This window comes from Pseudotabrizicola algicola, assembly GCF_010915705.1.
GTDB classification, from domain to species: domain Bacteria; phylum Pseudomonadota; class Alphaproteobacteria; order Rhodobacterales; family Rhodobacteraceae; genus Pseudotabrizicola; species Pseudotabrizicola algicola.
On the sequence record NZ_JAAIKE010000001.1, the window covers coordinates 563,305 to 575,802 of the forward strand.

A 12,498-nucleotide genomic window follows, 5' to 3' on the forward strand; every position below is an offset into this window, starting at 1 on the left:
CTGATGCCCGGCACATAGCGAAAAGGCTGCGGCCCGGCAAGGGCAGGCCCCCGCCCCGCCGCAGCCTTTGGCAAGGGTTAATACAATCCGCCCGAACTGAGCGTCCCGAAATCGGCCTTGGACGGCACCGACACCCGTTCGCCCGTGGCCGTGGTCACAGTGGCCGAGCTGCCGCGGTCGGTCTCGCCATAGGCGAACAAGGGCAGGTTGCCCCCCATCTGGAAGCCGCCATCCACCATCGCGCCAAGGCCAAAGATCGGCTCCTCGCCCTCGCGGAAGTATTCGGCCACTACATTGTCGCCCGTCGCGCCATCGCCAAGCCGCGCGCCGCTGAAGCGGTCGATGTTGATGAAATAGCCCCCCGGCGGCACCTTGAACTTGGCCCCGCCGTATTTCTTGATCGCCGTGCGCATGAACTGTTCAAACACCGGCCCGCAGAACCCGCCGCCCGACGCGCCATTCATCGTGCGCGGCTGGTCATAGCCGATATAGCACCCCGCCACGATGTTCGACGTATAGCCGACGAACCACACGTCCTTGTTGTCATTGGTGGTGCCGGTCTTGCCCGCCACCGGCACCGGCAGGTTGATCCCGCGCGCCGTGCCGCGCTGCACCACACCCTCCATCATCGAGGTCAGCTGATAGGCGGTGATCGCATCCATCACCCGCTCGCGCTTCGATGTCACCCGCAGCGCCGCACCGGGGTTCAGGCTGGCAAGCTGGCAATCCTCGCAGGTCCGCTGGTCATGGCGATAGACCGTGCGGCCAAAGCGGTCCTGCACGCGGTCCACCAGCGTCGGCTCCACCCGCTCGCCGCCATTGGCAAACATCGCATAGGCCGCCACCATCTTGAACAGCGTGGTTTCCTGCGCGCCGAGCGAGTTTGCCAGAAACGCCGGCATCCGGTCATAGACGCCAAAACGCTCGGCATAGGCCGCCACCGTATCCATGCCGATTTCCTCGGCAATCCGCACCGTCATCAGGTTGCGCGACTGTTCGATCCCGGTGCGCAGCGTCGTCGGCCCGTAAAAGCGGTTCGACGCGTTCTTGGGCCGCCACAGACCCTGCGGCGTGTTCACCTCGATCGGAGCATCAACGACGATCGTCGCCGGGGTAAAGCCCGAATCCAGAGCCGCTGCGTAAACAAAAGGCTTGAAGCTCGACCCCGGCTGCCGCGCCGCCTGCGTCGCGCGGTTGAATACCGAATCCTGATAGCTGAACCCGCCCTGCATTGCCAGAACGCGGCCCGTGAATACGTCCATTGCCATGAACCCGCCCTGCACCTCCGGCACCTGCCGCAGGGACCAGCGCACGAAGCTGCCGTCCTCGTCCTTGGTGATCGCGCGCACCAGCACCACATCGCCCACCGAGACCAGATCGCTCGCGCGCTGTGCCTGCGGTCCCAGCCGCCCGTTCTCTTGCCGCTTGCGCGCCCAGGTCACATCCTCGGCCGGAATGAAATGCCCGTCCTCGTCCTCGGGCTGGCCCTCGATCCCGATGCGGGCCGACCGCTCGCCCGTCTCCAGCACCACGGCGGGGAACCAGCCTTCCACATCGCGCGGCACCTCGACCTCGGCCAAGGCGGCGCGCCACGCCTCTTCCGAGGTCAGCTGATCCGCCGGAAGGGTCTTGCCGGTCCCGCGCCAGACGCCCTGCCCGCGGTCATAACGCTCCAGCCCCCGGCGCAGCGCCCGTGCGGCATCCTCCTGCAAATCTGGGTCCACCGTGGCGCGGATCGAGAGGCCACCGCCAAAGAACTCCTCCTCGCCGAAGGTGCCGGAAAGCTGGCGGCGGATTTCATCGGTGAAGTAGTCGCGCGGCGGCAGCGCCTCGCGGAAGGCCGGAAAATCGCCGTTCTGCACAGACCGCAGCGGCATCTGGCGCTCGGCCTCATAGGTCGCCTCGCTGATATAGCCGTTCTGCCACATCTCGCGCAGCACATAGTTGCGCCGCTGCGTGACGCGCTCCTTGGCGCGCACGGGGTGGTACTGGCTCGGTGCCTGCGGCATTGCCGCCAGCATCGCCGCCTCATGCGGGGCCAGATCGGTCAACGGCTTGTTGAAATAGGTCTGCGCCGCCGCCGCCACGCCATAGCTGTTCTGGCCAAGGAAAATCTCGTTCATGTAAAGCTCAAGAATTTTGTCCTTGCTCAGCGTCTCTTCCAGACGGCTGGCAAGGATCAGTTCCTTGATCTTGCGCTCTCCGGTCTTGTCGCTTGACAGCAGAAAGTTCTTCATCACCTGCTGCGTGATCGTTGACGCCCCGCGCAGGTTTTCCCCCCGGCTGACAACCGCATCCCGCAGCGCCGAGGCCATGCCGGTCACGTCATAACCGCTGTGGGTATAGAAGTTCTTGTCCTCGGCGCTGATGAAGGCCTGCTTCACCAGATCGGGAATCTCCTCGATCGGCACGAACAGCCGCCGCTCCTTGGCGAATTCGTCGATGATCCGCCCCTCGCTGGAATAGATCCGGCTGATCGTGGGCGGCGTGTATTGCGCCAGACGCTCATGGCTCGGCAAGTCGCGGGAATACATATAGAAAATAGCCCCGACAGACAGCGCCGCAAACAGCACCCCCATCGTGACCATGGTGAATATCCCACCGAAGAACGAGCCTATGAAACGGACCAACCGAAAACTCCTGTAGCTTGCCCGCGCCTTATACATGCCAAGGCCGCCCCGGTCAAAACGAACGCCCCGGCACGGGCGCCGCCTCGCGCAAACGTCACCTTGGCCGGGCCTAGCGTTGCAGCGCCGACAGCGCGGCATCCTCCTCGGCCCAGGCCTTCAGCCCGTCGCGCAAGGCAAGCGCCATCTTCGCCCGCCACTCGCGGTCGACCAGCCGCGCCAGATCGCGCTCGGATGACATGAAGCCGAGTTCCACCAGCACCGAGGGAATGTCCGGCGATTTCAGCACCGAAAATCCGGCGGTCTGGCGCGGGTGGCGGTGCATCCGCAGCCCCGCGCCCTTGATCGCGCTCTCCAGTGCCAGCGCCAGCCGCTCGATGCGCGGCCCCGTCTCGGTGCGCGCCATATCCATCAGGATCGTCGCCACCAGATCATCCTGAGCGGTCAGGTCCACCCCCGAGAGTAGATCCGCCCGGTCATGCCGCTCGGCCAGCGCCTGCGAGGCCGCATCCGATGCCTCTTCCGAAAGCGTGTAAATCGTGGCCCCCACCGCCTCGCCTTCCGCAATCGCATCAGCGTGCAGCGAGACAAATACATGCGCCCCCGCCGCCCGCGCGATGGAAATGCGGGCCTCCAACGGCACGAACACATCCTCGTCCCGCGTCAGGATCACAAGGAAACCGCCATCGCGCACCAGAACGTCCTTCAACTCGCGCGCAAAGGTCAGCATCAGCCCCGCCTCGCTGAACCCGTCGCGCTCCGCGCCCGGGTCGATGCCGCCATGCCCCGGGTCCAGCACCACCACCACCGGCCCGGTGCCGCGCGGCACGGGCCTCGGCAGATCGGCCACCGCAGGGAGCGCCCAGCCCTCGGGCTCCGGCACCGCCGCCGCCGCCGCAAAATCCTCGTCGCTGGCCGTCTCCAGCCGCAGCCGCACCTTGGCGCCCTGATCGCCGGTCAGCATCTCGGCCCGCGCCACAACGGCAGGCCCGTCCAGTTCCAACACCAGCCGCGACCAGCCCTGCCGCACCACACCGGCGCGCAGTCCCAGCACCGCGTCGCTGCGCTCCTCAAGGCCGGTCAGCCCCGTCCAGTCCACCTCGCGCGTGTCCAGCACCAGACGCGGCGGCGCGTCCAGCACCCTGACCCGCCACGGCACCGGCTGGCTCAGCGCCAGTTCCACCTCCAGCCCGCCGCGCCGGTCCTCCACCCATGACCGCTCCGGCACCAGCCGCGCCAGCGCCGACAACTCCTGCGCCAGCGCCGCAACAGGCCCCCAGAGCAGCACCAGCACCAGCACCCACAGCTTCATCACACGCCCCTGCCCATTTTCTGTCTGAAAATATCCCCGCCGGAGGCGCACGTCAGCCCCGCGCGATCCCGCCCCGAGGTTCTTCGCGACGAGAGGCCATGAAGGCCTGCAACCGCGCAAGCCCCTCGACAATATCCGCCGTCCCCCGCGCATAGGAAAACCGCAAGGTTTGCCGCCCGCGCACCGGGTCAAAGTCCAGCCCCGGCGTCACCGCCACCCCCGCCTCGTGCAGGATCTCCCGCGCGAAACCCAGCGAATCCGTCGTCAGGTCCGACACATCGGCATAGACGTAGAAGGCGCCATCGGGCGGCGCGATCCTGGCAAACCCCGCGCGCGGCAGGCCCTCCAGCATCAGGGCGCGGTTGGCCGCATAGGTTGCGCGGTTCGCCTCCAGTTCATCCACGCAGTCCAGCGCCGCCAAAGCGACGATCTGGCTGGCATGGGGCGGGCAGATGAACATGTTCTGCGCCAGACGCTCCACCTTGCGCACATGCGCCTCGGGTACCACCATCCAGCCGACGCGCCAGCCGGTCATGCTGAAATACTTGGAAAACGAGTTGATGACATAGGCCTCATCAGTGATTTCCAGCGCCGAGACCGCCCGCCCATCGTAATGCAGCCCGTGGTAGATCTCGTCCGAGACAAAGGATATCCCCCGCCCCGCGCAATGCCCGATCAGACCTTCCAGCGCCGCATGGTCCAGCATGGTGCCGGTCGGGTTGCCGGGCGAGGCCACGATCAGCCCCGCCATCTCCACGCCAGCCAGATCCTCCGGCACCGGCTGCAGCCGGTTTTCCGCCCGTGTCGGAATCCCCACCGGCTGCAACGACAGCGCCCGCAGGATCTGGCGGTAGCTCGGATACCCCGGCTCGCCCAGACCTACCCTGTCCCCCGCCTCGAACAGCGCCGTGAAGGCCAGCAGGAAGGCCGCCGACGACCCCGAGGTCACCACCACCCGCGCCGGATCAAGCTCTACCCCGTACCAGCGCCGGTAGAGGTCCGCGATCCCCGCCCGCAACTCAGGCAGGCCCAAGGCAACCGTATAGCCCAGAGATCCCGCTGCCATGCTGCGCGCCAGTGCCGCCCGCGCTGCCTCCGGCGCCGGGGTGCCGGGCTGTCCCACCTCCATATGGATGATATGCCGCCCCGCCGCCTCCAGCCGCCGCGCGTCCTCCATCACATCCATCACAATAAAGGGATCGACATCACCCCGTCTTGAACTCTTCATGCCCGCCCCTCTATGCTTCGCGCCGAAGTGTCCCGGTTCGCGGGGCAAGGTCAAGCCCGACCCCATCAAACGCCTGCGATCACATGCTTTCGCAGCTTACCAGAGACGATCCATGATCCTCAGAACCCTGATCGGCATCACCGCCATGATGATGACCTCCACCGTCGCCCTCGCCGAGATGACCGATGCCGAGCGCGAGGCATTCCGGGCCGAGGTGCGGGCCTTCCTGCTGGAAGAGCCCGAGGTGCTGGTCGAGGCGATGGAAGTCCTGCAGATGCAGCAGGAACAGGATGCCGTTCAGCGCGATCTGGCCATGCTGCGCGACAATGCCGACCTGATCTACCGCGATCCGAACTCCTGGGCGGGCGGCAATCTCGATGCCGACCTGACCATCGTGGAATTCGTCGACTATCGCTGCGGCTATTGCCGCAAGGCCCATGACGAAGTGGCCGAACTGGTGGAATCAGACGGCAACATCCGGCTGGTGCTGAAAGAGTTTCCCATCCTTGGCGAACAGTCGCTGATGGCGTCACAATTCGCCATCGCCGTGCGCCAGCTTCACGGCGATGACGCCTACAAGGCGGCGCATGATGCGCTGATCACCATGCGCGGCGATGTGCTGCCCGATACGCTGGCGCGCCTGGCACGCGATCTCGGCCATGACCCCGCGCCGATTGCCGAGCGGATGAAAGCGCCCGAGGTGCAGGCCGTCATCGACACCAACCACGCGCTTGGCAACCTGATGCAGATCAACGGGACGCCCACCTTCGTGATCGACGAAACGATGGTGCGGGGTTATGTGCCGCTGCAGGGCATGCGCCAGATCGTCGCTGGACAGCGCGAAGGCTGACGCAAGCCGCAGGGCAAGGCCACGTCAGGCCCTTGCCCGCCGCGCCAGAAAGCCCAGCACCGATTGCGCCGCGCGCAGGCCCGGTGCGGGGCCTCCCCGCCCCAGCCGCTCCATCGTCAGCCGCATCGCATCGCGCTGCGCGCCCGCGCCCTGTTCCAGCAACCGCAGGACGGCAGGGGCAATCAGATCGGCGCGGCAGTCGGGGCCGATGAACTCCGGCACCACCCGCGTGTCAGACACCAGATTGACCAGCGTCACCGTGTCGATCAGCGCCGCGCGCCGCATCAGCCACAGTGTCAGCGGGTTCATGTCATAGGCAATCACCATCGGGCAATCGTTCGCCGCCAGTTCCAGACTGACCGTGCCCGAGGCGGCGATCGCCACATCGGCGGCGGCAAAGGCCGCGCGCTTGGTGGGGGCATCCTGAATGATGCGAGGGGGAATCGCCCAATCGGCGGTCAGGTCCTGCACCAAGCCCGCCACCCCGCGCACCGTGGGCAGCGCCACCCGCGCGCTCGGATGCACCGCCTTGATCCGCGCCACCACCTGCCCCAGCACGGGGGCAAGCCGCGTCACCTCGCCCTTGCGCGATCCGGGCAGCGCCAGCACCAGCGGGCCATTGCCCGCCATAAGCTCGGTCTCGGCCTTGCTGGCCAAAGGCTCGGCCACCACCGGATGCCCGACGAAATCGCAGCTCATCCCCGCAGCCGTCATATAGGGCGGCTCGAAGGGCAAGAGCGCCAGCACATGATCCACCACACGCGCCATCTTGGCCGCCCGCCCCGGACGCCACGCCCAGACCGAGGGCGCAACATAATGGATCACCGGAACATCCGGCCGCGCCGCCTTGACGATGCCCGCCACCCGCAGGCAGAAGTCCGGGCTGTCGATGGTGATCAGCGCCTGCGCGCCCGAGGCCAGCATCGCCTCTGCCGCCTCTGCGATCCGGCGTTTGAGCGCGAAATACTTCGGCAGGACCTCGACCAGCCCCATCACCGACAGCTCTTCCATCGGAAACAGGCTCTCCAGCCCTTCGGCCTGCATCAGCGGCCCGCCGATCCCCTGAAACGTCACCTCCGGCGACAAGGCCTTCAGCCCCGCCATCAGCGCAGCGCCCAGCCGGTCGCCCGAAGGCTCGCCCGCGATCAGGAACAGCGTCAGCGCGCCCACAGGAACAGGCCCGCGTCGCTGGCCGCAGCGATCATCCCTGCACGGTCAAGGCAGATCACCCCGCCCGCTTCCCAGACAATGCCGCCCAAGCCGGCCTCTGCCACCCGCGCCACGGTGTCGGGGCCCAGCGTGGGCAAATCCACCCGCAGGTCCTGACCCGGCTTCGGAGCCTTGTAAAACAAGCCCCGCCCGCGCGCGGGGTCCGGCCGCAGCCGCGCATCCAGCGTGGCCAGCCCGGCCAGCATCGCGTCGGTTCCCGGCAAAGCCTCCACCGCAAGGCACAAGCCCTGCGCCACGACACAGCCCTGCCCCACATCCACCGCGCCAAGCGCCTGCACGATCGCCGCCGCGCGCGTGGCATCCGCCTCGTCCCGATCTGAAATCGTGCCGCAGAGCACGCCCGCCCCCGGCACCAGCGCGGGCGCGATGCGCGCGGTGCCCTCCACGGCAAACCCCGCCTCCTCAAACAACCCGATCACCGCGCGCAAGGTGGCGTCATCGCCCTGCGCCATCGCCCCCATCAGGCGCGGCACCAGTTGCGCCGTTCCGGCATCGAAAAGCGCCGGGTCCAGCCTTGGCCGCTGCACCGCGCCAGCAAAGGTCACCGTCGTGACACCTGCATCCTCCAGCGCGTGAAAGAACGGCACCAGACGCTCCACCCGGAACACCATATCCACGGCAAGCCCTTCAGGGCTGAACCCGTCCAGCGCGCAAACCAAAGGCGCGTCCAGCGCCCCCGCCACGGCAGCAGGCAGGCGGCCCGATCCGGCGATGACCGCGGTCCGGCTCATTTCGGGGTCAGAAAGCTGCGGTCGCTGGCCGAGAGGATGAAATCGGTCATCTCGCGCACATGGGCGCTGTCCGTCTCATCCGCAAGCCGCCGCGCGCGGTCAAGGAAAGACCCCTCGCCCTGCGCCAGCATCTGATAGCCCGCCCGCAGCGCGGTGATCTCGGCCCGCTCCACCCCGCGCCGCTTCAGCCCCACAAGGTTCAGCCCGTCCAGCACGCCGCGCGGCCCCTGCACCAACCCGTGCGGCAGAACGTCATTCGTCACCATCGTCACCGCCCCGATGATCGCCCCGCGCCCGACCCGCACCCATTGGTGCACGCCCGACAATCCGCCCACGATCACATCATCGCCAATCTGGCAATGCCCCGCAATCGCCGCCTGATTGGCCAGCACCACACGGTTGCCGACAATCGCGTCATGTCCCACATGCGCGCCCGTCATCAGGAGGCAGTCATCGCCAACCCGTGTGACCCCGCCGCCGCCCTCGGTGCCGGTGTTCAGCGTGGCGCCTTCGCGGATCTTGCAGCGCGCGCCGACGAAAAGCCGCGTCCGCTCGCCCTTGAACTTCAGGTCCTGCGGCACCTCGCCCACACAGGCAAAGGGGTAAATCACCGTCCCTTCGCCGACCTCGGTCCAGCCGGTGACCACGGCATGGGATTTCACCACCACGCCCGGCCCGAGCCGCACCTCGGCCCCGATCACCGCAAACGGCCCCACCTCGGCCCCGGCGCCAATGACGGCGCCGGGCTCGACCACGGCCATCGGATGAATGCGGGCGCTGGGGTCAATGCTCATGCGTCAGACCTTTTTCGGCACGTCGAACATGGCGGTGAACTCGGCCTCGCAGGCCAGCTCGTCGCCGACCATCCCGCGCCCCTCGAACTTCCAGACGCGACCGCCGCCGCGCAGCGCCTTGACATGCAACTCCAGCACATCGCCCGGCACCACCTTGCGGCGGAACTTGACGCCATCAACGCCCATGAAGAAGACGTTGGCATTCTTGTCGACCAGATCCATCGACAGACCCACCAGAATCCCGCTGGTCTGCGCCATCGCCTCGATGATCATCACCCCCGGAAAGATCGGCGTGCCGGGGAAATGGCCGGTAAACTGCGGTTCGTTCATCGTCACGCATTTGATGCCGACACAGCTTTTGTTGATGTGGATGTCCACCACCTTGTCCACCAGCAGGAACGGATAGCGATGCGGCAAAATCCGCTGGATCAGCGCGATATCGGCGGTCTGGCCAGCCCCGGAGGCGCTCGCATCAACTGGTGTCTCGGTCATTCACTATCCCCGTTTGGTCTTGTGCCGGTGCCGGATCGCGGCAGGTCTGGCCTTGCTAACAACTCAAACGCGCCAGAGCAAGGCACCCGCGGCGCAGCTCAGGGTTGTGGCAGCGCGGGCAGCGGCTCCGCCCCGTCCCCTGCCCCATCCTCGCTGTCCTGCGGCACCGGCGGCAGATTGGACCCGTCGCCGAGTTCGCTGTCCAGCCGCGCAATGGCCTGCGCCGTGATGTCGATGCGGTCAAAGCTGAGTATCACGGCCGAACGGTCGATGATCGCCACCGCGCCCAGATCCTGCATCAGTTCGGCCAGAACCGGCACCGCCGCCTCATAGAACCGCTGCTGCTCGGAATCGCGCATCCGCGTCAGGGCACGGCTCTTGACCTCTTGCGCCACCCGCAATTCTTCGACCTTGGTGTCAAAATCGCGGGCAAGCTCGCGGAAGGCATCATTGGGCAGGATCGCGCGGCGGGCGGTCAGATCGCGTTCTTCCGCCTCCAGCGCCGCTTCAAGCCGACGGTTTTCCGCAACAAGATCGTTCGACGCGGCTTCGATCCGCGCCAAGATCGCCTCGCCCATCAGGGAGTCTTCGAACAACCGGACCCTGTCCAGCGTGACCACCGACGAAAACAACCCAAGCTCTGGCGTCGGGCGCGGGCCGGTGGCCTCTTGCGCCCAAAGCGGAGCGGCGGCGGCAAGCCCGAACAGCACAAGCGCCGTGCGAAGCACCGCCCCGAGCATCAGAACTGCGTCGAGATCGTCAGATCGAACCGCTGCTCGCGGTCGTAAGTCTCTTTCTTGAGCGCGCGCGAGAAGTTGAACCGCAACGGCCCGATCGGCGCATCCCACAGCACGGAAACCCCCACCGCCGCGCGCGGGTTGAATCCGGTGTCGATCGGCGCGCCAGCGGCATCCACCACATTGCCCTTCAGACCCCAGACAGAGCCCACGTCCATGAAAACGCCGCCGCTCAGCCCGTATTCCTCGGGCAGGCCAATCGGGAAATCGGCCTCGAAGCGTGCCACGGCATAGAAGTTGCCGCCAAGGGCGTCGCCCGTCACCTGATCGCGCGGGCCGATGCCGTTGCCCTCAAAGCCGCGGATCTTGCCATTGCCGAAGAAGCGCTCGGTCACCCGTGTGTTATAGCCCCCCAGCGGCGAAATCGCGCCCGCCTCGAAGATCGCCCGCAAGGTCACTTCTTCATTCAGCACAGAACGCTCGCCAAGCGCCTGAAGCGCGCTCGAGATATACTTGGCATCGCCGCCAAGCCCTGCGTAATCCTGGCTGAAGCGCAAGACCACGCCCCGGTCCGGGCTTAGCCCGCCGATGCGCGTGTCATAGCTGAAGGTATAGCCGATCGCCGAGGTAATCTCGCCCTCGCGCGCGGCCTCTGCCACCAGCGTCGGGTTGCGCTCGGTCACGGGGTCGATGGTGCCATCCCCGTTCACATCGCGGCCGCGATAGTTTTTCAGCGTGTTCTTCGACAGGCCATAGCGGATTTCCAGCCGGCTCAGCTCGCCCACGGGGAAAGACAGCGCGGTGCGCAGGCCCACATTGGCGGTGTCATAGATCGCGTTCTTCTGCTTCGTCAGGTCATAGAACGCCCCCAGCGACAGCGACAGATCACGCCCCAGAAACGCCGGTTCGGTGATCGAGATCGACGAGCTGGTATCATCCGCACCCGAGGAGATGGCGACCGAAAACGCCTGCCCGCGGCCAAGGAAGTTCGATTCCGAGAAACCGATGTTCAGGCCGACCCCGGCATCCACGCCATAGCTTGCGCCCAGCGAGAGCGAGCCCGTCGGCTGCTCTTCCACGTTCACGTCCACCACGACCTGATCCGAGGCCGAGCCGGGCCGCGCATCGACCTGCGCATCCGAGAAGAAGCCGAGCGCGCGGATACGTTCCGCCGACTGGCGCACTTCGCGCGGGTTGAAGGGGTCGCCTTCAGCGCTGCGGAACTGGCGGCGGATCACCTGATCCAGCGTCGTCGTATTGCCTTCGATGTCGATCCGCTCGACAAACACACGCTCGCCGCGCACCAGCGCGAATTCCAGATCCAGCGTGCCATCACGGTCATTACGGGTTATGCGCGGATCGACCCGCACAAAGTTGAGCCCCTTGCGCAGCGCAAGGTTCTCCATCCGCGCGATGGTGTTCTCCACCACGACCGGCGAATAGGGCACGCCCGAGCGCACGCGCGACAGCGCCCCGAACTCGCCCGCATCGACCCCCGCGACTTCCGAAACGGTGGTGATATTGCCAAAACGGTATTGCCGCCCCTCGCGGATCGAGAAGCTGACGAAAACCGCATCCCGCTCGCGCGCAACCTCGCCCGAGGCATCGGACACCTGAATATCGATATAGCCGCGCGCCAGATAGAAATCGCGCAGCAACTGCTTGTCCAGTTCCAGCCGCTCGGGAACAAAGGTATCGCGCTGGATCACGTTGCGCAGCAGACCGGCCTGTTTGGTCTCCAGCACCTGCCGCAAGCGCCGGTCGCTGAAGGCGCGGTTGCCCACGAAAGACAGCCGTTCGATCTCGATCACGCGGCCTTCGGTGATCTCGAACGCCAGATCGACCCGCCCGCCGCTGCGGCGGATCAGCTTGGGCGTCACCGTGGCGGCAATCCGCCCGCGCGCCTGATAGGCTTCGGCGATCGCTGCCGCATCCGCCTCGGCCATGCTGGGCGAATAGACCCGCCGCGCCTGCGAGCGCACGACCTTCGCCAGATCCTCGTCTTTCAGGCGCCGGTTGCCTTCAAAGTTGATGACGTTGACAATCGGGTATTCCTTGACGCGGATCACCAGTTGCCCGCCCTGCGGCACAATCTCGACCGTTTCGAACAGGCCCGAGCGCACCAGCCCCTGATAGGCGTCGTTCAGACCGGCCTGCGTCAGCGCCTCGCCGCGTCTGATTCCTGCAAAGCCCAGAATGGTCGCATTGTCGACAAGCTGGTTGCCTTCGATCACCACCTGATTGAACGCGTATTGCTGCCCGAAGGCAGGCGCAAGGAACGTCGAAGAAGCCGTTGCGGTGGAAAGGAAAACCGCCGTCAGCAGACGCTTGCGAATACGCGCCCCATCGCGCGAGGCTTTCGCCGCGGCACCCGCTGTATCGTGCATGACAACGCCCCATCTTCAACAAATTGTTGTATGTTCACTAGCCCGAAGTGCCGGAGTTGTCAAAGCGTTCAGGGGCAATTATCGCCGCAGGGCCGGTGCCTTGTGGCCGC

Annotated in this window: 10 protein-coding genes; 1 reads left to right on the forward strand and 9 read right to left on the reverse strand. The window is 66.3% G+C overall.

Features of this window, described 5'->3' with window-relative positions; genetic code table 11:
• Positions 1 to 77 precede the first annotated feature (77 nt).
• From G3572_RS02675 to G3572_RS02685, 3 genes are all read right to left on the reverse strand, one after another.
• Complete coding sequence (locus G3572_RS02675) at positions 78 to 2,630, reverse strand: penicillin-binding protein 1A (RefSeq protein ID WP_164609115.1); 2,553 nt, start codon at positions 2,628 to 2,630, stop codon at positions 78 to 80.
• Positions 2,631 to 2,739: 109 nt separating this feature from the next.
• Positions 2,740 to 3,939 carry an N-acetylmuramoyl-L-alanine amidase gene (locus G3572_RS02680; RefSeq protein WP_164609116.1) on the reverse strand — a complete coding sequence of 400 codons (1,200 nt, stop codon included), beginning with the start codon at positions 3,937 to 3,939 and terminating at the stop codon, positions 2,740 to 2,742.
• A 52-nt stretch (positions 3,940 to 3,991) separates the two neighbouring features.
• Positions 3,992 to 5,167 (reverse strand): pyridoxal phosphate-dependent aminotransferase, encoded by a 1,176-nt coding sequence (locus G3572_RS02685; RefSeq protein WP_164609117.1) that lies wholly within the window; start codon positions 5,165 to 5,167, stop codon positions 3,992 to 3,994.
• A 112-nt stretch (positions 5,168 to 5,279) separates the two neighbouring features.
• Between G3572_RS02685 and G3572_RS02690 the strand changes: the two genes are divergently transcribed.
• Positions 5,280 to 6,017 (forward strand): DsbA family protein, encoded by a 738-nt coding sequence (locus G3572_RS02690; RefSeq protein ID WP_164609118.1) that lies wholly within the window; start codon positions 5,280 to 5,282, stop codon positions 6,015 to 6,017.
• A gap of 24 nt (positions 6,018 to 6,041) precedes the next feature.
• On the opposite strand, the gene lpxB is transcribed toward G3572_RS02690, so the two are convergent.
• From lpxB to bamA, 6 genes are all read right to left on the reverse strand, one after another.
• Positions 6,042 to 7,178, reverse strand: a complete 1,137-nt coding sequence (lpxB, locus tag G3572_RS02695) for a lipid-A-disaccharide synthase (RefSeq protein ID WP_164609922.1) — start codon at positions 7,176 to 7,178, stop codon at positions 6,042 to 6,044.
• A complete protein-coding gene (locus G3572_RS02700; protein WP_164609119.1) occupies positions 7,175 to 7,978 on the reverse strand; it encodes an LpxI family protein in 804 nt (267 codons plus the stop codon). The genes lpxB and G3572_RS02700 overlap by 4 nt, the downstream gene beginning before the upstream one ends.
• The gene (gene lpxA / locus G3572_RS02705; protein ID WP_164609120.1) at positions 7,975 to 8,772 is read right to left on the reverse strand and encodes an acyl-ACP--UDP-N-acetylglucosamine O-acyltransferase; all 798 of its coding nucleotides are present in this window, start codon (positions 8,770 to 8,772) and stop codon (positions 7,975 to 7,977) included. The genes G3572_RS02700 and lpxA overlap by 4 nt, the downstream gene beginning before the upstream one ends.
• 3 nt (positions 8,773 to 8,775) lie before the next feature.
• Positions 8,776 to 9,264 (reverse strand): 3-hydroxyacyl-ACP dehydratase FabZ, encoded by a 489-nt coding sequence (gene fabZ, locus G3572_RS02710; RefSeq protein ID WP_164609121.1) that lies wholly within the window; start codon positions 9,262 to 9,264, stop codon positions 8,776 to 8,778.
• Positions 9,265 to 9,362: 98 nt separating this feature from the next.
• On the reverse strand, positions 9,363 to 10,004 hold the full coding sequence (locus G3572_RS02715) for an OmpH/Skp family outer membrane protein (protein ID WP_164609122.1): 642 nt from the start codon (positions 10,002 to 10,004) through the stop codon (positions 9,363 to 9,365).
• Positions 10,004 to 12,388 carry an outer membrane protein assembly factor BamA gene (gene bamA / locus G3572_RS02720; protein ID WP_164609123.1) on the reverse strand — a complete coding sequence of 795 codons (2,385 nt, stop codon included), beginning with the start codon at positions 12,386 to 12,388 and terminating at the stop codon, positions 10,004 to 10,006. The genes G3572_RS02715 and bamA overlap by 1 nt, the downstream gene beginning before the upstream one ends.
• Positions 12,389 to 12,498 lie beyond the last annotated feature (110 nt).